Here is a 20772-nt window from a genome sequence, read left to right on the forward strand (position 1 = left end):
CGATGGCCGACCCTTGCCCCCTTGCCCCGCTCTGCGCGCGATGCCATACAAAACCGTAAGGTCGGGACGAACAGGAAGGCCAACCCGTCGAACAAACAGGAAATCCCTAACTCATACCTTGACAGCAAAATCCTCATGTGAGGGGGGAGAAGACTCGTGGCACTCTCCCGGCGTCAATCAGGACACAGCGGAGCCGCGGGTTAAGCTCCCCTTGTGAGGGTTCGACGGACGGGTCGAGACCAGTGGCTCGACTTTGTAAGTCGTGAGGGGTCTTTGCGTCATATCGATAGCTCTGCGGCCGATCCGGGCGATAGGCGCCGCAACCGGAGACTTCGATGACCGATGACGAACGCAGGCGCATGGCACAGGCCCTGCTCGATATGCCGCTGTTCAACCAGCTCTGGGACGAGCTCGAGACGTCGGCGATCGATCGCTGCATCCATGCGAAGCCCAATGACGACGAGACACGACGCGTGATGGCCGCCGAGGCCCGCGTCATCAGACTTTTCCGCGACCGGATCAGGAGCCTGGCTCAATCCGCCGTCGAGGGAAAGAAGGCGCCGGCATAGGGCCGGCGCGGAGCGACAAGCTCCCAAACCCAAGGACATGACCATGACGACAGCAACCGCCAACCCGGCCTCGGCCGGGAGCGATAGTGCATCGCAAACCCTTTCCCTCGACGATGCCGCAAGCCTGGATTTCCACGATCCCGAAGAGGACAACGGCGGAGCCTGGCGACCGGATGGCGAGGAGAGGAACGACGCCGTCAGCCTGGAAAAGGCGGCGCAAAACCTGAAGACCGATGACGAAGGCGATGAGCCGACCGGCGAGGCCGGGGCCAACAAAGCCGACGAAGCCGATGACGGTGACAAGCAGCCCATCCTGATGAAAGGCGGCGAGCAGGTCACGCTTGGGGAACTCAAGCACGGCTATATGCGGGACAAGGATTATCGACACAAGACGCAGGCTCTCGGCAATTCGCGCCGATCGCTTGAGTCGACGGCAGCTCGCGTCCTCAAATCCGTGGACGCCGTCGCCGGATTTCTTGCAGAACAGCTTCCCGACGAACCGTCGCGGCATCTGGCGATGACCGACCCAGGCGAATATACCCGCCGCAAGGCGATGTTCGACGCCGGCATCGAGCAGATCCAGTCCATCCTGTCCTTCGCCAACGACACCAAGACGGCGTCGCGGGAGATGACGGCTGAACAGTTGCAGGCGACGCTTGCCCAGGAAAACGCACTTCTCGTCGACGCATTTCCCGAGCTTCAAAAGCCGGACGTGCGGGAAAAATTCTTCGCCGATGCGTTCAGCACCGGCGGCGATTTCGGCTTCAGCCCCGACGAGATGCGCGCATTCAACGACCACCGGTATTTCAAGGTCATGCATTGGGCCATGAAAGGACTGGAGGCCGAGCGGGCGCGCGCGAAAGCGATGAGCAAGCTGGACAATGCCCCGCCGCTCACGCCCAAGGCGCGGCAGGCGGGCAAGACTGCAGGAAGTCGTGACGCGATGCGAAAGCTGTCTCAAACCGGGTCGATCCACGACGCGCTCAAGATCGACTTCTGATCCGACACTTCCATCAAAGGAAAATAGGCAATGGCTGTTATCGCCAATACCTTCACCACCGCCAGTGCGGTCGGTAACCGAGAAGAGCTGTCCGACGTGGTGTCCCGCATCACGCCGGAAGACACGCCGATCTATTCGCTGGTCGAAAAGGGCAAATGCGTTTCGATCCATCCCGAATGGGAAACCGATGATCTCGCCGCCCCCGGCGCCAATGCGCATGAGGAAGGCGAGGATTATACCTTTGCCAACGTCACGCCGCCGGCGCGGATGGGCGACTATACCCAGATCGTGCGCAAGGACTGGATCATTTCCGGCACCCAGGAGGAAGTCTCCGAGGCCGGCAATGTGCAGAAGCGCAAATACCAGCGCGCCAAGAAGGGCGTCGAAGTCCGCAAGGACATCGAATTCGCCATCGTCTCCAACACCGCTTCCGTGGCCGGCGCGACACGCTATCTCGGCGGCCTGCCGTCCTGGCTGGTCACCAATGTGTCGCGCGGCGCCAGCGGCGCCAATGGCGGCTTCAGCTCCGGCACCGGGCTGACGGTGGCGGCGACCAACGGCACGCAGCGCGCCTTCACCAAGACGATCCTCGATAGCGTCATGCAGCAGGGCTACAATTCCGGCGCCAACCTGCGTTATGCCGTCACTTCGCCCTATGTGAAGAGCGTCTTCGTCACCTTCATGTCGGACACCAATGTGGCGTCGTTCCGCTATGCCGTCTCCTCCGGCGGCGAGAAGAACACGATCATCGCCACCGCCGATTATTATGAAGGTCCGTTCGGCAAGGTGATGATCATGCCGAACCGGGTGCAGGCGGCCGCTGCCGGCGTCGCCCGCAACGCCTTCTTCCTCGATCCCGACTTCGTCTCCTTCCTTTGGCTCAGAAAGATCCAGGACGACAACGATGTCGCCAAGACCGGCGACGCCGAGAAGGGCGTGATCATTGGCGAGGGCACGCTGAAGGTCAGCAACGAGAAGGGCCTCGGCGTCGCCGCCGACCTCTTCGGCCTGACCGCCAGCTCGTAAGGGAGATCTGACCATGGATAGCTACAAGCCTTATTCGCTCACCGCCTCGGTGGTGCTCGACCGCACCCGGCATATGAAGACGCCGCTGGTGCTCAATGCCGCGGCCGGCCTGACCGTGACGCTGCCCGCCTCGACCGGCGGCGGCGACGAATACGAGATCATCGTCGGCACAACGGTGACCTCCAACAATGACGTGATCAAGGTCGCCAATTCGACCGACATCATGCAGGGCGTCTGCTGGCAGGCGGCCGATTCCGGCTCGACCTCGAATGCCTGGGAGGCCGGCGCGACCGACGACACGATCACCCTGAACGGCACCACGACCGGCGGCATCAAGGGCGACCGCATCCTCATCAAGGATGTCGCCTCCGGCCTCTGGGCCGTGCAGATGTGGGGCGCGGCCACCGGCACCGAGGCCACGCCGTTCTCGTCGACGGTGTGATGATCTGACACGAAGCGGGCGGAAAGTTCTCCGCCCGTTTCCACATCCCTTAACGGAGGCTCATATGCCCGCATCCAAGACAATTCCGATCAAGCTTCTCTATGACACCTGGTTCCAGGACGATATCCGCACGCCGGCCGGCACGGTGCTCAACGCCGATCTCGATGCCGCCAAGGCGCTGATTGCCGACGGCAAGGCCGAACGCGCCGATCCGCTGCCGGGCGACGACCAGGCATGATCATCCGCGACGGCGCCTGGACCCTGTTCGACTATGATTTCCGGACAGGGCGGCAGGTCTGGCACATGAATGACGGCGAGGGGCGGGACGTGTTCCGCACCGATTATCGCGTCGACGATGTGATCGACGCCAACCGGCAGGCGCGCAATATCGCCTCGGCCGGCTGGGCGGGGGACTGGCACCATGTCGCCTCCGTGCCGCTCAATGTGGCCTTCGATAGCGGCATCGCGCGGGCGCATGCGGAGGGGGATGACCGGTTTGTCAGCCGGTTCCTCAATGATGCGGATAACCGGGCGTGGCGGAGCAAGGACGGGCGGGTTTGAGGGGCTTGGTCGTTGATTTCAAACTCATGCGGTCTTCTGCTTTGTGGACGGCGTGGTTGTCGTCTGGGGCATACCCCCCTCTGTCCTGCCGGACATCTCCCCCTCAAGGGGGGAGATTGGATGGGGCGCCGTTCTGCCCAAAACAGCTGCCTCATGCCCGGTTCTCAGCGGATATTTGAGCCGGGGTGTGCGCCTCCTGCCAATCTCCCCCCTTGAGGGGGAGATGCCCGCCCTTCGACAAAAGCTCAGGAGGGCAGAGGGGGGTATCACAGCCTCTGCGATTGCCTGCATTCCAGCATTATGGTTGCGACGGACCCTTCGAGGCCTAATTCCGCTTCGCGCACCAACAACGCCCCGGCACCTCTAAGTCGAAAACCCATGCACAAAACTGAATCTCGAGCCACCCGGCTCAATCCCGCAAAGGCATGCATCTGATGTCCGGAATCACCGACTATGTCTCCTTGATGCTCGATGCGGCGGAATATGCGTCGCGAACCAACATCGCCCATGTCTTCCCGCGCTATCTCGGCATGGCGGAGACCAAGCTCAATCGGGCGCTGCGGGTGGCCGATATGGAGGTCGAGGGCACGGTGACGATCACCGAGGGGGATGGCACGCTGCCTACCGATTTTCTGGAGGCGCGGCAGGTGCTGTCGCCGACCGGTGTGCCGCTGCGGGCGATGAGCCTGCAGCAGATGGTCAATGCCTATCGCGAGCAATCCGGCACACCGGCCGGCTATGCGGTGGTCGGTTCGACGATCAAGGTGCGGCCGAAGGCGACCGGCGATCTGGGGGTGACCTATTTCGGCAGGCTGCCGGCTTTGACGCCGGCCAATCCGACCAATTGGCTGCTCAGCAAGGCGCCCGACGTCTATCTCTATGCCGTGGTCGCCGAAATCGCCATCGCGGCGCAGGATGCGGCCAAGACGCAGGCGGCGATGCAGTTTCTCGGGCTGGCGCTGCAGGGCCTGCAGGTCGAGGACGAGCGCCGGCGCTGGGGCAATGCGCAGGTGGTTGTCGGAGGCCTGACGCCATGACGCTGCTCTCTGCCGCCAATGAGGTTTGCGACATCGTGTCGCTCGATCGCTTCGCCAGTCTCGTCGGTGTTCACGACGAGGCGGCTTACAACATGCTCGCCATTGCCAATGAGGCGGGGCAGGAGATTGCCCGCCGGGCGGACTGGCAGGCGATGCTGCAGACGGCCAATATCGTCTCGTCGCCGTCGAACCTGCCGGTGGATTTCCAGCGCGTCGCTTCGGCCGGCGCCGTGCGCGCCGCAGACGGTTCGCCGATCCGGCCGGTGATCGATGCCGGCCAATGGGCGATGATCCAGACGACCTCGTCGAGCATGGGTTTTTATTTCGTCCGCGGCAATCAGATATGGTTCTCGCCGGCCTCGGCGGCCGTCGGTGCAGTCTTCGACTATTTCTCGCGCAACTGGGCGATGAACGCCTCGACACCGATCGAGGTCCTCAATGCGGATGACAACACCACGATCTTCCCTGAGCGGCTGCTGGTCAAGAACATGATCTGGCGCTGGAAGCGGCAGAAGGGGCTCGCCTATGACGACAACCTGGCGGAATTCGAGGCCGATCTGGCCCAGGAAATCGCCGCGGACGGAGGTGTGATGTGATTACGCCACGTCCCGGCCGCGTCGGGCAGAGCAATCGCGGGCCGGTGACGGTGGGCCAGGCGCAGCTGTCTCAGCCTATGGTGTTTCCGGCGCCGATCGGCGGCCTGGTGACCAATATCGACATCGCTTCGGAAGCCCCGGGCAATGCCTCGGTGCTGACCAACTGGTTTCCGACGCAGACCGGGATCCGCATTCGCGGCGGCTGCAAGAAGCACGGCATCGCCGTCGGCGGCGCGCCGATCGTGCGGCTGCTGCATTATAAATTCGGCTCGGTGGAAAAGCTGTTTGCCTCGACGGCCACATCGATTTTCGACATGACGTCACCGGCGGCACCGCCGGCGACCGTTTCGGCTTCGGTGACCGGGCAGACCAGCGGCGACTGGAGCGTGTTCCAGCACACCAATACCGGCGGCTCCTACCTGGTCGCCACCAATGGCGCCAATGCGCGGCAATTGTTCAACGGCACATCCTGGACGGCGACGCCGGCGATCACATTCACCGATTCCACCGTCATGGCCGATCTGAGCTATGGCTGGCTGTTTGCCAATCGCGAATTCTTCGTCAAGAAGAACACACTCGATGCCTATTATCTCGACGTGGCCGCGGTCGGCGGCGCGGCGACGCTGTTTCCTCTGGGCGGTACGATGAAGAAGGGTGGCTCGCTGCTAACAGGCTTCTCATGGTCGCTGGAAAGCGCCGGCAGCGGCCCGACCGAATATTGCTGCTTCGTCTCGACGGAAGGGGAGGTGGCGGTGTTTGCCGGCACAGATCCATCCAGTGCCGACTCCTTCGCTCTGCAGAACGTCTACCAGGTCGGCAAGCCGCTGGGCAAGAATGCTTGGCTGAAGCGTGGCGGCGATGTGTTCATCGGCACGGTCGACGGGCTGGTGCCGCTGTCACAAGCTCTGACGCGCGGGGTCGAGACACTGTCGCAGGTGTCGGCCTCGAAGAATATCGATGATCTCTGGCGTGCCGCGGCACTGGATTCGCCGACCGGCTGGATCATTTCGGAATGGCTCGAGGAGAGCCTGATTTTCGTCGCCTTCCCGGCCAGTCCATCCTTCGCCGATACGACCTTCGTGATGAACGCGATCACCGGCAAGTGGTCTGTGATCCGCAACTGGAACGCCACCTGTTTCGAGCGATTCCAGGGGGCGCTGTTCTTCGGCAGTTCCGGCGGCAATGTGTTCCAGGGCGATGTGACCGGCGCCGACGATGGCCTGCCCTTCCTGGCCGCCTATCTGTCCGCCTTCGTGCCGAGCAAATTCGGCCAGCGGATCAGCGCCGGGCTTGCCTCGATGCGGCTGATCAGCGCCACGGCGATCTCGGTCAAACTGTTCGCCAAGGCGGATTTCGACATCGCCTATCCGACGCCGGCCGACACCAACGAGGCGGAGACGGATTCGTCGACCTGGGATGCCGGCCTGTGGGACACGGCTGTGTGGGATTCCGCACCCGGCCATGCGCTCTACCGCTTCCGGCAGAATGTGCGGGCGAGCGGCGATTTCCTTGCAGTGGGCTGCGTCATCCAATCCGCCGGAGGGCAGAAATTGGCGATCACGGCGGATATCGGCATGCTGCAGGCGGCCGTTGGCGAGGCGAGCGCCTGATGCTTTCAGATGACAAGACGGCGCGCATGGCGGCCTTCCTGCGCTGGGCCAATGGCAATGCATCGGCGGCGGATTTCCTCGCCCAGATGGCGGAGCTCGCCCGGCTGGCGGACGACATCATCGACGAGGATGAAAACCGGCAGCGCAATATGGGCTGGCTCTTACACCGCGCCTTGGTGGTACTGCCGCGCAACGAATTCTTCGTCGCCCATGCCGCGGCGCTCGGGCCGCTGATGGATGTGATCATCGTGCAATGGCAGCAGAGCGACGAGTGGCGCAGCTCGCACAATGCGATGAAGCGGCAATTCGGCTTCGTGTTTCGCGAGGCGGTCGGATCGCTGGTGACGGCGGTGGCGTCGATCACTGGAGGGCTGGCGCATGCCAAGGCCGCGTCCGACGATTATTTCGAAATCTGTCATGCGACGTCTTCCGAGACGGTCGCGCAGTGGGCAATGGAAAGGTAGCTTCATGTACGGCTCAGCCCCCCAACCGCCGGACCCGCAAGAGACGGCCGCGGCGCAGACGCAGACGAACCTGTCGACGGCGATCGGCAACACCTATCTCGGGAATATGAATCAGATCACGCCCTACGGCAATCTGACCTATGCCCAGACCGGGCAAAACTTCGTCAACGACCCGAACGGGCAGACCTATTATATGCAGAAGGGCGTCAAGGGCGCTTCCGACCAATACGTCCTTGGCGACTCGCACAAGGATGACGCCGGCTGGTCGAAGCTCACCGGCTATCAGGTGCCAACCTTTACGGCGACGACAACGCTCAACGATACCCAGCAGGATACCCTTAACAAGGAACAGAACGCAGAGAACAATCTCGCGAAATTAGCGAGACAGGAGTCCGCCAATCTCGGCGACATCCTCGGCAAGCAAATCAACCTCGACAAGGCACCGGACGCCTGGGACCCCACGAATCTCAACCTGCCGAACTACAAGAGCTATCAGCAAGGCCCACAGCTTCAGACCAGCGTTCCAGACGCCGGCAACGTCCAGGACAATTACAAAGTCGATTTCAACACCAATGACTATGCCAATGCGCTGCTTGCGCGGATGAACCCCCAGCTTCAGCAGGACTCGGACGCGCTCAACGCAAAGCTGGTCAACCAGGGCCTTCAGCCAGGCTCGGAAGCCTATAACCGCGCCTTCCAGCAGCAGGGGCAGAAGGAAAACGACGCGCGCTACGGCGCGATCCTGAATGCCGGCCAAGAGCAATCGCGTATTGCCGGCCTTGCGGAGCAACAGGCGCAGTTCCGCAACGCTGCCCAGGCGCAGCAATATTCGCAGAACCTGCAGAGCGCGAATTTCAAAAATACCGGCAAGCAGCAGATGTATGCGGATGAGAATGCCCAGACATCGGCCAACAACGCGCTCCAGGACCAGTCGTTCAACGCTCGCCTCACCCGTGGCAATGCCATGGACCAGGCGCGGGCGAATTATCTGAACGAGCAATACGCGAACCGCAACCAGAACATCAACGAAATCACATCGTTGATGAGCGGCGCGCAGGTGCAGAGCCCGAATTTCGTCAACACCAATCCAGGGCAGATCGCCAATGTCGATTATGCCGGGATCGTCAACGACGCCTACAAGGACAAGCTGGCCGCCTACCAGCAGGACCAGGCCGGCATCGGCCAGCTGCTCGGCGGCATCGGCAGCCTGTTCCAGCTCTCCGACAGGCGGGCCAAGAAGGACATCAAGCGTGTCGGCACCGCTGACGGCATGGGCCTCTACGAATATTCGATGCGCGGTAAGCTCGACGACGGCAAGCGTCACCTGGGCGTGATCGCGCAGGAGGTCGAGAAGAAGCGGCCGGATGCGGTGATCACCGGCCACGACGGCATCAAGCGCGTCAACTACGGCAAGCTCTTCGCAGCGGGGGCGTGACATGGGCTATATCTTTTATCCGCAGGCCCCCCTGAACCAAAGTCAGAACCAGGGCCAGATGACGCCTGACGCGCGGCGCCGGGCGCTCCAGCAGCAGTTCGCGCAGCAGATCCTCGGGCAGCCGGCGACCACGGCCGCGGGCGGCGTGGGGCAGCTTCTGGCCGGCATCGGCCAATGGCAGCAGCGCCAGCAGGACAGCCAGTTTCCCCAGGCGCCGGGCGGCGCGCAGCCGTCCTTCCTCACCGGTCTCGGCAATCTCTTCACCGGCAACAACAATGGCGGGCTCTACTGATGGCTTTCGACTATATTTTCGGTGGCAAGACCGGCGAGACGCCGGAAACGCTGGCCCGCCGGCGCGCGGTTCAGGATTCGATCGCGGCGCAGATCCTCGGCCATCCGCCGACGACCGCTTTGGGCGGGCTTGGATCGATCCTGTCGGGACTGGCGCTCGGCTATGCGCGCTATCGCGACAACAAGGCTGAAGATGCCGAGCACAAGAGCGGAACGGAATCGCTGCAGCCGTTCTTGCCGGGCAATAGGTCCGGCACCCTGCCGGATGCTGCCATGACGTCGGTTCCGAACAGCACGTCCGTGCCCTCGGTCCCCGGCACCATGGCGAACGCGCGCAATGCCGACCGTGCCGCGAATCCGGACTATGCCCCGTCCTCCATGGCGGGACTGAATGCGAACGACATCTACAACAGCTTCATGGGCACGGTGAGGAACGGGCTGACCAACCCCTATGCGCTGGCCGCCGTGGCATCGACGGCAAATGCCGAAAGCAGGTTCTCGCCTGATAATGCCAACCGCACATGGAATGACCCCGGCGCCGGCAATGCGCCGGGAACGGCCGGCGGCATCATGTCCTGGCGCAATGACCGGCTGAAGAATCTTTATGCCTATGCGGCGGCCAAGGGCGAGAAGCCAGGTGCAATCAGCCCGCAAACACAGGCCGAATTCTTCCTCGGCGAAAACCCGAAGCTGACCGCGGCGCTTGAGAATGCTGGGAGCGTCGACGAGGCGCAAAGCCTGATGAACAATGCCTGGCGCTTCAGGGGGCATGACCGACCGGGCGGTGAAACGGCGCGGCGCCTGCAGATGGCCAATGCCTTCCTGCAGAAATCCCAGACCAACGATGCTGCAGTGCCGGGCCAGACTTCGTCTCAGACGCCGGGGGCCACTACGGACAATCCTCTCCAGTCCGCCGACAATGCCCTGTCGACGACGCAGACGCTGCGCCAACCGACGAACCCCTATGCCGGCGTCGATCCGCGCCTGATCCAAGCGCTGTTTAACCCCGGGCTTACCGCCGAACAGAAAACCTTCGTCCAGGCGATCATCACCCAGCAGATGCAGAATACCGACCCGGAGCATCAGCTGGCCCTGCGGAAGAGCCAGGTCGAGGTCAAGGCGCTGGAACACCCGCAGCCCAAGTGGGAGATCGTCAAGGGTAACGATGGCTCCATTTACAGGGTCGACCCCCAGACTGGTGAGAAACAGATGCTCTATGGGCCGCGGGGCGGGCAACTGCCGAACGATCAGACGAGCCCGGCCAACCCGTAGCAGACAACATCTCAGACGCGGGGTCTGAACAACGCACACACGGCCATGAATCCTGCCTTGTGGAACCGCATGACGCCGGCCAAAAAGCAGCGACTCCTCAATATGGAGACGAAATGAGCCATGGCTGAACGGCAATCCAGGTCGAGCTGCTACGGCCGCCGTTCAACCGGCCAGCTGCTGAAGGCGAACACCCAGAGCATGACCAGATTGACCAGGGGAACAATCATGATCAGGCACCACCATCCGGAATAGCCTGCCTTCGAAGCGATCTTGGCCGCCGGGACCAGATAGATGGCCAACATGATCAGAACAATCAGCCAATGCCAGATGCTCAAGCTACCCACGCGATTCTCCTTCTGTCGTCAGTTGCAAGCCACTATCGGGCGAAATTCGAAAATGTAAATCGCCGTGGCACACGCGGCTTCCATGCTTCTGTGGACAGCAGTTGATCGGCTTGGCTGCAAGGGGAAAAACTCCGGAACGCCGGTCATTCGTGCGGTTTGTCGCAAATGCCGTCTTCGGCCGAGGGATGCTGATCGTCGCCGGTCACGGGGGATGCAGGAAAATATGCTGACGAGTGGAAGGCTCTGTCCGATGCCGACATTCTCGCTCGCGCTGCTTCCGTGTCCCTGACGTCGATGCGTGCCGCAAGCCGATGGGCTCGCCTTCCGGCAATCTGTTCATTGACGCGCTATGGCAGGCGCCAATGTCACCGGGTCAATTGCCGGCGGTGGCATGGAAAGCCTGCCCTGAAATCCGTGCGATTGTCCACCGTCTTTCGATCCAACGCTGGGCAGCGCCACAGCATTGATCCCGCGAACATTCGAACCCAGTGAGGTAACTTATGCCCCGTACAGGCGGAGTCTACTCCGAACCTGCCGGCACGAAAGCCGTGTCCGGCCAGACGATCCAGTCGGTGCCGTACAACACCTTCGTCGACGACCTGGTGACCGACGCCAATGCGGCGCGGCCGGTCACGGCCGGCGGCACGGGCGCGACCACGGTCACCGAAGCACGAACCAATCTCGGCGTCGCCAATTTCGTCGACAAGGACGCCGTCCAGACGCTGACCAACAAGAGCCTGCAGGACGCCACGACCTTCATCGTCGACGAGACCGACGGCACGAAGAAAGTGCAGTTCCAGGTCTCGGGCGTCGCCACGGGTGCGACGCGAACCTGGACGTTCCCGAACACCTCGGACACGTTTGTCGGGACCACGGCCACCCAGACCCTGACCAACAAGAACCTCGATGACAACACGACCGTTTTCGTCGAGGCGGCCGACAATACCAAGAAGATGATCTTCGAACTGCAGCCGATCACGCCCGGCAATACGCGCGTGCTGTCGGTTCCGGACGCGACGACGACCCTGGTCGGCACCAATGTCGCCCAGACGCTGACCAACAAGACCATCAGCGGCGGCAGCTTTTCCGGCACGATTTCCGGATCATTCACCTTCGGCGGAACCGTCACGCTGACGCGGCCGGTGATCACGCTGCAGGACAGCACCACCACGTTCCAGGATGAAGGCGACAATACGAGGCAATTCCAGATCCAGTTGTCGGGTCTGACGCCCGGCGCGACGCGCGTCTGGAACGTTCCGGACAGCAACGACGCCTTCGTCGGCGTCAATACTCCGGCGACGCTGACAAACAAGACCCTGACCTCGCCGACCATCAATGCTGCCGCACTTATCGGCACGTTCAGCGGTACGCCGGCCTATTCCGGCAGGCAAAAAATCTCTGCCAGTGATGCCTCGACGGCAACGACCTATCTGAGCCTGTTTCCCACCGACCGGGGTGTCGGTAAGCCCAATCTCGACTGGATCAAGACAGCTACGCCCGGCAAATGGCAGCTGCAGATCGACGATGGGGCCGGGAATGCGGGGAGTATCATCGATATCCATTCCCCGACATTGACATGGAATGACGCTTCTCTTGTCGATGTTGTTTCCGGGCAGGTGCTGAGAAACAAATCGCTGGAAGACATCTCCACCGTGTTCTTCGACAATGGCGACAACACCAAGCAGATGATCTTCGAATTGCAGGGCATAACCACCAGCACCAAGCGGGTTCTGACGGTCCCGGACGCCAATACGACGATCGTGGGGACGGATGTCGCGCAGACACTGACCAACAAGACGCATTCCGGCGGCTCGATTACGGGCACGATTGCAGGCACGCCCACCTATACGGGTTTGCAAATCTTCAGTCTGAATACAGCGACCACAGCGACTGATTATCTTGAGTTGAAGCCGACCGATTGGGCCACCGGCAAGCCCATGCTGGCCTTTAACAAGGCGTCCACGGCCAACCTCTGGAATATCGGCCTGTGGGACGGCACGAACGCCAGCGGCACGATCAATTTCAACGCGTCGACTGGGCTGAATTGGAACGGCAACCAGATCGCCGACGTCTCGACGTCGCAAACGCTCTCGAACAAGACGCTGGCATCACCAGCGATGACTGGCACGCCCACGGCGCCGACGCCGACCGGAACAGACAACAGCACAGCTGTCGCGACCACGGCCTTTGTTCAGGGGGTGGTTGGGCCTAGCAGCTATATGAAGATTAGCAGCGCGGCAGCATCCGGTTCTTCGGTGGTGTTTAGCAGCATACCGTCATCCGGTTATGAAAAGTTCATTCTGATTGCCAAGAACGTGGCGAGCAACGCTGTGGCGACGCAGGATGGCTGTAGCATTTATTGCTCGACGGATAGTGGATCAACATTTCACAACACGTCTGGAGATTACCGAAGTTCGGCAGGCGCTTCGCGAAATTCTCTGATCACTTTCAGTATCTGCGGCGCGAACTCCACATTCCAACACAGTTCTAGCGAGATCGACCTTTTTGGCCTCGGAGACTCCAACATGGCTACCTATGCGAATCTGGCGGCTGATGGGGCTTGGTCAAGCACAACGAGTGGGCCGTCCGTTAGCGTATCAGTGACCGACTCGGGCCGAGCAGCGGCGGAGGCAGACAATGCGATCAAGCTTCAGCCGCTCAGTGGAGCGACTTTCACTGCCGGGACTTTTACTCTTTACGGTGTAAAAAGCTAATTCGATCGGCTCTTTTTTGGTGCCTCTGGTGGCGGTTCTTGTGGTGTCGACTGCGGCGCAGGTACTCGCCGCTCCATTCCGCTAACGCAATGTCCGAGCAATTGATGGAGTTGTTGCGCCGTCGCCAAATTGAGCCTGAGCCGACAAGCAACCTCTATTTCCGGATCCGCGCCCATATCCTGGAATACGGCACCGAAAGATAACAGCAGCGTGCCGTTCGAAATGACAGATTCTGTGATCGTGTCGACATAGAGGGGTGGCCCTGCGCTGTTCTTGACTTTTTTTGGCTTGCTCATCGCGCTCATTCTGATCGGTTGTTCTGCCATCGTCACACTCCCTTTGCAGCGAAAATCAATAGCATGTCGTATCGAAGCGTGTAGGCGTTCCATTGACGAACGTGCTACTTGCCGTCGTCGTGCAGGACCGCGGCCGGTTCATTGCGGCCTGCATTTGCATATTGGCGCCTATGTTCTGCAGCCCGACGCCGGCATGCTGAAACGCCAACCTGTGGCTCTGCTCTCGTTGGGTGGTCTGAAACATTCGGCATTGCACATAGGCATCAGATCCTGGCTTTGCTCCAATGGAGCGGCAGTATTGGTCGTCCATCGCTGCAAGCTTTTTCTGGCCAATAATGGCGTCACCCACGGGCGTGCCTTTGCACCCGGTCAACACCGGCAATAGAGCTAAAGTAGCGATCGAAAATCTCTTCATGGCTGCCTCTGCTTCATCCGAGGGCATCAAGCACAACCTCATTTGGAAGTCGAGCGGCTTCCGTCACCATCAACAAGGACTGACATCATGAACCGCGCGAACTTCTTCGCCAGCGTGCGCACATCGCTGTTTGCCAATCACCTGACACAGTCCCAAGTCGACGGCATCGACGCAATCCTTGATGAATGGGACGCCGAAGGGCTGACGGATAACCGCTGGCTGGCCTACATGCTTGCCACGGCTTTTCATGAAACGGCGCAGCATATGCAGCCGATCACTGAATTCGGCGGCGTCCATTACTTCGACAAGTACGACACGGGCGAACTGGCCAAGCGCCTCGGCAACACGCCGGCGGCCGATGGCGACGGTTTCAAATACCGCGGCCGCGGCCTGGTGCAGATCACCGGCCATGCGAACTACCAGAAATTCGGCCTCGCCGACGATCCCGACAAGGCGCTCGATCCGCGGACGGCGGTCAAGATCCTCTTCGTCGGCATGAAGACCGGCATGTTCACCGGCAGGAAGCTCTCGGACGTCTTCGCCGGCGCCAAGGCCGACTGGGTGAACGCCCGCAAAATCATCAACGGCCTCGATCGCGCCAACGACATCGCGGCGCACGCGAAAAAGTTTCTCGCCGCGCTGGAGGCGGCGGTCTGATTTCAACTCCCTCCAGAAAGGAAGCATCATGAACAGCAATGCAATGCACAATCTCCTCAACGTCGCCCAGGTCATCCTCGGTTCGCTGCTGACCTTCGACTGGACTTCGATCGGCGCCTCCACCGGCACTGCCGGCAAGATCGCCGGCGGCCTGGTGCTCGCATCCAGCGTCATCAAGCTCGGCATCAATGTCGCGCGCGACGGCCTTGGCGGCCTCATCGCGTCCCAGCCGTCCGTCCAGAAGTAAACCGGCCCGGAACTCCGCCGGCGCGTTTCGGCGCGCCGGCGCGTGCATCGCCTTCTTAAAAGCACGGCAGAAAGGACAGCGATATCAGCGCTCCGGCGCTGCAGTTCGCCGCCGTGACGCCGACAGATGCCGCAGCATTCAGTTTCGGCCTGGCGCGCGCGCTCTATATCGGTACCGGCGGCAATGTCGTCGTCTATGACGCGGACGGCAATGCGGTGACATTCAAGAATGCCGCCAGCGGCTCCGTCCTTCCCATCCGCACCGGCGGCGTGGCCAGCACCAATACGTCGGCCAGCGATATCGTCGCGCTCTACTGAGGGGGATTTTTGATGGCTGCTATTTCTCTCGGCGCCGGCGTCGGCGTGTCGTCGAATGTGGGCGTGGTCGGCGCTGCGGCCTCTGCGCCCTTTCCCGCACCGGCGGGCCTGCATTGGGAATTCGTCACACAGAATGGAACCAGCGTTTTGAACGCGCGCGGGCCGGTTCTCATCTTACGGAGCAATTGATCCATGACCACCTGGGATGCGGCACAGAGACACCCCAATCATATCTGGCTGATCGGCGACAGCCGGCAGGCCAACGCCTTCACCGACGTGACGACGCAATTTCAATTCAGCGCGATGCATTGGCTCAACCAGGCCAATGCCCGGATGGGGCAGAGGCTCAGGATTGTCGGCAACAATGCGACATCGGGCTATCGCTCCGACCAATATCTGGCGCAGGCCAATATCAACCAGGCGATCGCCTCCGACGCCAAGTTCGTGATGATTTTCGGGATCGTCAACGATATCACCCTCAATGCCGCCAGCGATCCGTTCATCAATATTGTCAAACCGGCTTGCGAACAATTCATTGCCGCTGGAATGACGGTCATTCTGGTGACCGATCCGGGCTCGACCGGGCTCAATGGCAGCACTTCCGCCCGCGCCGCATTCCAGCGCTACAATTCTCTCGTCAAGGCCTATGCGGCGCGTTCGCGCGCCAATGGTTCGGTCCTCTGCTTCGATCTCGCGGCCGTCATTCTCGATCTGACGACCACGTCGATCGCGTTCAAGAGCGGCTACTCGGCGGACGGAACGCACTATCTGGTCAACGCCGCCGTTCCGGTCGGCCGCGCCTTTACCGCCTTCATCTCGCCGCTTGTCCCGGCGCTGCCGACGCGCAAAGTCTTCGGTGGCGAGACGCCATCGCTGGGATTGCAGCTGTTCAGCAATCCGGGTTTTTTGACAACGACCGGCGGCACGAAGGGATCATTCACCGGCACCGCACCGGCGGGCGTGACCAACACCGCGCTGGATACCGGCATCAGCGGCGTCATGGGCACCGCGGCCAATGCCGACGGCACCAACGACCTGACGCTGTCGCTGACGGCAACCCAGGCCGGGCGCGCCCGCGTGATCATGGACATCAGCGCCGGCAATGACAGTCCCGGCGATATTTTCGATCTCTATGCGCAGGCGACGATCACGTCCGGTGCCGCGAACCTGGTTTCGGCGGAGTTTTGGTCTTCGTATAATCAAACGACCAACGTCCCGAACAACGCCGACTATTCGTGCCTCACCGCCGCGACGACGGGATTTGGTTCAGCTGGGCCTGGCGATATCACAGAGACGCTGGATTACTATATGCCAGTGATCATCCAGCCGGGAACGCGGAGTTTTTGGACGGTGCGGTTCAATCACTACTTTTCGGGGGCGGGGAGCGCCACGATCAACTGGCGGCATTTGGCGATTGATAAGCGGCAGTCTTGAGGACGAATATAGGTATCGAAAGGATCAATCCGGCGCATGACGCCAATCCGTCCGGTTGCTTGATGGGCCGGCCGACACCGCGCTCGAGACATTTGTGGCTCACTAACTATCCGGACATGATGGTGATCTACCAGATGGACGAGATGCGCGTAGCTCTGCAGCTTGCGGCAATGCGGTGAGAAAATGTTCCGAGCGTTCACAGTATACCAGTGATCGAGCTCTTAGTGTTAAGGCATCGGTGGCCTCAATTCAGATCTGAAAGGCAGCAGTTATGAGGTGGAGTAGTCAACAGATCGAGGCGATCATCAATGTATTATTGATGTTCCAAGGCAGCCGGATTGAGGACGAGCCAACAGAAGATCTAGCGGCCGAGGCCCTGGAGCTTTTGGAAGCTTCTGGTTTCCACTTGGTTCCAATCAACCCGGATGTCATTTTGCCGACTTAAGGAAATTTCGAGGAATAACTGCATCGAATTTTAACTTAGAAAGCCGCGTGGAGACTGCCTGCTACCGAAAGGCGCTCCACTTATTTCCCCAAGTCGCCTAAGACACTCTATCGGCAATAATCTTCGAATTTTTCCAGAGTTGTTTTTGCCTTGGCGAGACAATGTCGAAGCGTAGGGGCCAGTGGCTTTCTGCTCAACCGTCCATTGCCAAAGGCCAGATAAAAGACGTTATGGACAGCAATGCTTATGGGCGCGCTGTTTTTGTCGACTGTCAGAATCATATATTTGCCATCGCGAACTTTCGTAGAAGGCTGCATGATGTGCACTATGGCGTTCCCGGCCTTCTTGAATTTGATCTCAAGATCTTTGGATTCTACCTGCGCGTCGATCGAAGCTATCATGACGTGCTTACTGTCATTTATATCGGCAGCAAAATCGCGCGCTAGATCGTCTCCTTCGCGCCCATCCTCAGTCCAATATGGACGAATAGTCTCCGCTATGAAGTCAAACGGCTCGCCATCAACTTCGAACTTTTCCAAGTATCGCTTTAGATCTGGATAGGATGCTCTCCAAGGAAAATGAGCGTTTTTTGGCGCTTTTCCATTACGATGGGATACCAATAAATGGAAAGCTTGGTCAAAACCGTGCCTGATACTCGTTGATGCGCTGTGCACCAACTGCGTTATTCTCTCAGGCAATGGAGCCTCTGTCTCGACGTAAAGGCGTGTGATTTTGTCGATAGGATGGAGTTCGTTCAGGTATTTCGGAGGATGCTCAGCGCCATACTTCTGCCAAAGCTTATCGATCTCTAGAAGATCTGTTTGCGCCCAATCAAGCATCTTTGCTGGAGAAGCGAATTTATCCTTGAAGTCTTGCACTATGATACCTCGATTTTGTGCGTTCGACAAAGGCGCGGCGCACGGCATCGTATATGGTATGAATCTTTTTTCAACCAGGTAAGCTGGCTTCCTGCCAGCCAAAAAGCAGACAATTCAGCCGCAATAACCACAAAAACAGCCGCCAACTAGTGCGGCTTTTTTCATTCCCAATCAGCGGCAGGAGATATTGCCGTGGAAACCGTCGACGCCGATCATCTCAGGAGTGCGGGCAGCAAATGACTGAACATCCCCTCGCGAGAGGATACCTGTGGCCTGGCATCTGGACCCGTATCCAGCACCGGTTCCGCACGCGCTTGACCGAATGGCTGCTGGCCCTCATCACCGCACTGTGGGGCGTGGTGATCCTGCTGCCCGGCGGTGCCTTCAACGAGCCGGCCTTTTCCGGCTTTCGCTCGGTCTTCGGCAGCGAAGACTATCTCGGCGCCGGCATGCTGGTCCTGGGCCTCATGCGCATCGCCGGGCTGATCGTCAACGGCGCCCGGCAAAACGTCACGCCTCACATCCGCATGCTGTCGGCCGCCTGCGGCTGCCTGATCTTTTTCGGCATATCCTATTGCTACATGCTTTCCGGAATTGTGAGCACCTGGCTCGCCATTTACCCGCCCTTCGTGCTGGTCGAGCTCGTCAACGCCTATCGCGCCGCTCACGATGTCGGAGAAAATTATGGAAGAACTCATTGAGTTTGTCGGCCACCTGCCGGCGCCGGCGGCGGTCGCCTTCGCCGCTGTGCTCGCCGCGGTCATCGGCGTCTCCTGGCGCGGCATATTGAAGGGCAGGGAGGGCGATCCGGGACGGGAGGTGGCGGCGGCACAGGTGGCTGCCGTGGTGCTTGATCCCTCTGCGCTCAATGCGCTGACTGCTGCGGTGTCCAAGCAGACGGATGTGATGGAAGAGATGCTGGAGACCGGCAAGGACCTGGCCAAGACCTTCGATCACATGGCGATCGAGCTCGACCGCGTGCGCGAGGAGATGCGCATTCAGCGCGAGGTGCGGCGGGGATAGGGTCCGTTACGCCACGACCCGATTGYGGCCGCTTTTTTTCGCCGTGTAGAGGTTCTGGTCGGCGATCTCCAAAATCGCGTTTGGGGAGCTGGCGGACGGGGTGCCGGCGACGCCTATGCTGATCGTGACCTTCAGTCCGTTGCAGATTTCCGACCAGTCCCAGTGCTCCACGGCCGAACGCAGCCTCTCGCAGACATCGGCGGCGGCTCGCGGCGTGCCCGCCATGAGAACGACGAATTCCTCGCCGCCGAAGCGGATGGCCTGGTCGGTCGGTCGAACCTCGTTGCGCAATATAGTTCCGATGGCGCTGAGGACCTGGTCGCCGATCATGTGAGAGAAATTGTCGTTGATCGACTTGAAGTGATCCGCATCCAGCATGGCGATGCAATAGGGACGCTTTTCGGACGCCAGCTCCTTGAAGCGGCTGTCGAGGAATTTGCGGTTATAGAGCCCGGTCAGTGCATCCAGGTAAACGGCATTGGCGAGGATGTCGGTCTGCTCCTGCAGTTTTTGGTAGGAGACTTCCAGCGTATCGGCGCGCTTCGATTCCGTCTCGGCGACCTGCTTGAACCGCCTGGTTTCATAGTAGATCTCGGCGAGCCGGGCGCGTTGCTGGGTTTTCTCGGCACTGTGGCGCAGATAGGCCTGATGGTATTTCTTATGCGCCTCCAGCGCCAGATCGAAATACCCCAGACCCTCATGGGCTTGCGACAGGTAGAGATAGATCTGGATGCCGGAATCGAAACTGCCGCCCTCGTCGATCAGCGCCTCCGCCTCGATCAGCAGCACACGGGCTTCTTCGAATTTTCCGCAACCGTTGTAGATCTCGCCCATTGTATAGAGATATTGCTGCCTGTCGCGGAGATAGCTGTTCTCCTGAAACAGCTGGTAACGCAGCATGCACTGCAGCGCCTCGTCATAGGCGCCGAGGTGATTGTGGTAATCGGCTTTGTTGCCGAGACAGAGGCGGGCTGCCCAGCTGTCGCCGATCTCGATGGCGAGGTCGAGCGCCTGATCGGTCAGTTCCAGCGCTATGATCAGCTTCTGGTGGCCTTCCTCGGGCTGGCCGAGCGCCTGCGCGATATAGCCGCCTTCCGAATGCGCACCGCCGAGATTGATCAGCCACCAGCATTCAAAGGTCTTGTCGCCGATCGACCTGGCGAGCTCGACGGCCCTCTCGCACATGAAGATCGCCCGCTCCGGTTGCTTGTTGCACCAGAAGATGATGCCGATGACATTGGTGGCGAGGCTCTGTGCTTTCGGGTCTGCGCTCCGGTCCGCCAGATCGAGCGCACGGGTGGCCTCTTCGATGGCTTCGTCCGCCAGGCCCAGTTCCAGGAGCAGCCAGCCGAAATAGGCTCGGGCAAAAGCTTCCTCAGCAAGCTCTCCGCTCGCTTTCCAAAAATCCACCGCCCGGCGGACATGCGTCAGTCCAAGTTCGGCTTTGCCGATTTGAAAACAGTACCAGGCCATATCGGTGTCGCATCGCGCGGCGAGCCGGTCGTCGCCGCACGCCATGGCATGGTTGAGAATTTGGCCGGCAAGTGCGAGTGCCTCGACGGAGCGGCCTGTGCATCCAAGGCGCCACGCCTGTTCCAAGCTGAAATCTGACTTTTGAGAAATTGCCTCAGTATCAACAACTTGCATCGTGAGCGCCAACGTTGGTCTTTTGGATACCGATAGCATCAGAAGTTTAACA

26 protein-coding genes are annotated in these 20772 nt (G+C 60.4%); 21 read left to right on the top strand and 5 right to left on the bottom strand.

Annotated elements, in window-relative coordinates; translation table 11 throughout:
- Nucleotides 1-335 precede the first annotated feature (335 nt).
- The 13 genes from AC1DYF_RS36100 (at nucleotide 336) to AC1DYF_RS36160 (ending at nucleotide 10303) form a co-directional block, all read left to right on the top strand.
- Nucleotides 336-569, top strand: a complete 234-nt coding sequence (locus tag AC1DYF_RS36100; protein WP_477883183.1) for a hypothetical protein — start codon at nucleotides 336-338, stop codon at nucleotides 567-569.
- Nucleotides 570-612: 43 nt separating this feature from the next.
- Complete coding sequence (locus AC1DYF_RS36105) at nucleotides 613-1569, top strand: hypothetical protein (protein ID WP_477883185.1); 957 nt, start codon at nucleotides 613-615, stop codon at nucleotides 1567-1569.
- A 30-nt stretch (nucleotides 1570-1599) separates the two neighbouring features.
- Entirely contained in the window at nucleotides 1600-2595 is a 996-nt protein-coding gene (locus AC1DYF_RS36110; protein ID WP_477883187.1) for a DUF5309 domain-containing protein, read from the top strand.
- Between the two features lie 13 nt (nucleotides 2596-2608).
- Entirely contained in the window at nucleotides 2609-3037 is a 429-nt protein-coding gene (locus tag AC1DYF_RS36115) for a hypothetical protein (protein WP_477883189.1), read from the top strand.
- Between the two features lie 64 nt (nucleotides 3038-3101).
- Entirely contained in the window at nucleotides 3102-3275 is a 174-nt protein-coding gene (locus AC1DYF_RS36120; RefSeq protein WP_477883191.1) for a hypothetical protein, read from the top strand.
- Nucleotides 3272-3598 (top strand): hypothetical protein, encoded by a 327-nt coding sequence (locus tag AC1DYF_RS36125; RefSeq protein WP_477883193.1) that lies wholly within the window; start codon nucleotides 3272-3274, stop codon nucleotides 3596-3598. Before AC1DYF_RS36120 ends, AC1DYF_RS36125 begins: the two co-directional genes overlap by 4 nt.
- Before the next feature lie 434 nt (nucleotides 3599-4032).
- Entirely contained in the window at nucleotides 4033-4635 is a 603-nt protein-coding gene (locus AC1DYF_RS36130; protein WP_477883195.1) for a phage adaptor protein, read from the top strand.
- Nucleotides 4632-5231, top strand: coding sequence for a phage adaptor protein (locus tag AC1DYF_RS36135; RefSeq protein WP_477883197.1), 600 nt, complete (start codon nucleotides 4632-4634; stop codon nucleotides 5229-5231). Before AC1DYF_RS36130 ends, AC1DYF_RS36135 begins: the two co-directional genes overlap by 4 nt.
- A complete protein-coding gene (locus AC1DYF_RS36140; RefSeq protein ID WP_477883199.1) occupies nucleotides 5228-6841 on the top strand; it encodes a hypothetical protein in 1614 nt (537 codons plus the stop codon). The genes AC1DYF_RS36135 and AC1DYF_RS36140 overlap by 4 nt, the downstream gene beginning before the upstream one ends.
- Nucleotides 6841-7305: a hypothetical protein gene (locus AC1DYF_RS36145; RefSeq protein ID WP_477883201.1), complete on the top strand. Its 465-nt coding sequence runs from the start codon at nucleotides 6841-6843 to the stop codon at nucleotides 7303-7305. The genes AC1DYF_RS36140 and AC1DYF_RS36145 overlap by 1 nt, the downstream gene beginning before the upstream one ends.
- A gap of 4 nt (nucleotides 7306-7309) precedes the next feature.
- The gene (locus AC1DYF_RS36150; RefSeq protein WP_477883203.1) at nucleotides 7310-8740 is read left to right on the top strand and encodes a tail fiber domain-containing protein; all 1431 of its coding nucleotides are present in this window, start codon (nucleotides 7310-7312) and stop codon (nucleotides 8738-8740) included.
- Nucleotide 8741: 1 nt separating this feature from the next.
- Complete coding sequence (locus AC1DYF_RS36155) at nucleotides 8742-9032, top strand: hypothetical protein (RefSeq protein WP_477883205.1); 291 nt, start codon at nucleotides 8742-8744, stop codon at nucleotides 9030-9032.
- A complete protein-coding gene (locus AC1DYF_RS36160) occupies nucleotides 9032-10303 on the top strand; it encodes a phage tail tip lysozyme (protein ID WP_477883207.1) in 1272 nt (423 codons plus the stop codon). Before AC1DYF_RS36155 ends, AC1DYF_RS36160 begins: the two co-directional genes overlap by 1 nt.
- Before the next feature lie 149 nt (nucleotides 10304-10452).
- Here AC1DYF_RS36160 and AC1DYF_RS36165 read toward each other — a convergent pair whose 3' ends face one another.
- Nucleotides 10453-10647 carry a DUF805 domain-containing protein gene (locus tag AC1DYF_RS36165; protein ID WP_477883210.1) on the bottom strand — a complete coding sequence of 65 codons (195 nt, stop codon included), beginning with the start codon at nucleotides 10645-10647 and terminating at the stop codon, nucleotides 10453-10455.
- A 500-nt stretch (nucleotides 10648-11147) separates the two neighbouring features.
- On the opposite strand from AC1DYF_RS36165, the gene AC1DYF_RS36170 reads away from it, so the two are divergent.
- The gene (locus tag AC1DYF_RS36170) at nucleotides 11148-13361 is read left to right on the top strand and encodes a hypothetical protein (RefSeq protein ID WP_477883212.1); all 2214 of its coding nucleotides are present in this window, start codon (nucleotides 11148-11150) and stop codon (nucleotides 13359-13361) included.
- On the opposite strand, the gene AC1DYF_RS36175 is transcribed toward AC1DYF_RS36170, so the two are convergent.
- The gene (locus tag AC1DYF_RS36175) at nucleotides 13358-13687 is read right to left on the bottom strand and encodes a hypothetical protein (protein ID WP_477883214.1); all 330 of its coding nucleotides are present in this window, start codon (nucleotides 13685-13687) and stop codon (nucleotides 13358-13360) included. The genes AC1DYF_RS36170 and AC1DYF_RS36175 overlap by 4 nt on opposite strands.
- A 25-nt stretch (nucleotides 13688-13712) precedes the next feature.
- Nucleotides 13713-14072 carry a hypothetical protein gene (locus AC1DYF_RS36180; protein WP_477883216.1) on the bottom strand — a complete coding sequence of 120 codons (360 nt, stop codon included), beginning with the start codon at nucleotides 14070-14072 and terminating at the stop codon, nucleotides 13713-13715.
- 87 nt (nucleotides 14073-14159) lie between these two features.
- On the opposite strand from AC1DYF_RS36180, the gene AC1DYF_RS36185 reads away from it, so the two are divergent.
- The 5 genes from AC1DYF_RS36185 to AC1DYF_RS36205 all read left to right on the top strand — a co-directional run bounded on the left by AC1DYF_RS36185 (nucleotide 14160) and on the right by AC1DYF_RS36205 (nucleotide 16727).
- Nucleotides 14160-14729: a hypothetical protein gene (locus tag AC1DYF_RS36185; protein ID WP_477883218.1), complete on the top strand. Its 570-nt coding sequence runs from the start codon at nucleotides 14160-14162 to the stop codon at nucleotides 14727-14729.
- 28 nt (nucleotides 14730-14757) lie between these two features.
- Nucleotides 14758-14976, top strand: coding sequence for a hypothetical protein (locus AC1DYF_RS36190; RefSeq protein WP_477883220.1), 219 nt, complete (start codon nucleotides 14758-14760; stop codon nucleotides 14974-14976).
- 83 nt (nucleotides 14977-15059) lie between these two features.
- Nucleotides 15060-15293, top strand: coding sequence for a spike base protein, RCAP_Rcc01079 family (locus AC1DYF_RS36195; protein ID WP_477883261.1), 234 nt, complete (start codon nucleotides 15060-15062; stop codon nucleotides 15291-15293).
- A 12-nt stretch (nucleotides 15294-15305) separates the two neighbouring features.
- Nucleotides 15306-15482 (top strand): hypothetical protein, encoded by a 177-nt coding sequence (locus AC1DYF_RS36200; protein ID WP_477883221.1) that lies wholly within the window; start codon nucleotides 15306-15308, stop codon nucleotides 15480-15482.
- 3 nt (nucleotides 15483-15485) lie between these two features.
- The gene (locus AC1DYF_RS36205; RefSeq protein ID WP_477883223.1) at nucleotides 15486-16727 is read left to right on the top strand and encodes an SGNH/GDSL hydrolase family protein; all 1242 of its coding nucleotides are present in this window, start codon (nucleotides 15486-15488) and stop codon (nucleotides 16725-16727) included.
- 552 nt (nucleotides 16728-17279) lie between these two features.
- Here the strand turns inward: AC1DYF_RS36205 and AC1DYF_RS36210 are convergent.
- Nucleotides 17280-18050, bottom strand: coding sequence for a hypothetical protein (locus AC1DYF_RS36210; protein ID WP_477883225.1), 771 nt, complete (start codon nucleotides 18048-18050; stop codon nucleotides 17280-17282).
- Between the two features lie 236 nt (nucleotides 18051-18286).
- Here AC1DYF_RS36210 and AC1DYF_RS36215 point away from each other — a divergent pair, with 236 nt between their 5' ends.
- Together AC1DYF_RS36215 and AC1DYF_RS36220 are read left to right on the top strand one after the other, a co-directional pair.
- On the top strand, nucleotides 18287-18751 hold the full coding sequence (locus tag AC1DYF_RS36215) for a hypothetical protein (protein WP_477883227.1): 465 nt from the start codon (nucleotides 18287-18289) through the stop codon (nucleotides 18749-18751).
- Nucleotides 18735-19073 carry a hypothetical protein gene (locus AC1DYF_RS36220; protein WP_477883228.1) on the top strand — a complete coding sequence of 113 codons (339 nt, stop codon included), beginning with the start codon at nucleotides 18735-18737 and terminating at the stop codon, nucleotides 19071-19073. Before AC1DYF_RS36215 ends, AC1DYF_RS36220 begins: the two co-directional genes overlap by 17 nt.
- A gap of 6 nt (nucleotides 19074-19079) precedes the next feature.
- On the opposite strand, the gene AC1DYF_RS36225 is transcribed toward AC1DYF_RS36220, so the two are convergent.
- The gene (locus tag AC1DYF_RS36225) at nucleotides 19080-20759 is read right to left on the bottom strand and encodes a diguanylate cyclase (RefSeq protein ID WP_477883263.1); all 1680 of its coding nucleotides are present in this window, start codon (nucleotides 20757-20759) and stop codon (nucleotides 19080-19082) included.
- Between the last annotated feature and the right edge of the window lie 13 nt (nucleotides 20760-20772).

This window comes from Rhizobium sp. P2_G9, from assembly GCF_056403475.1.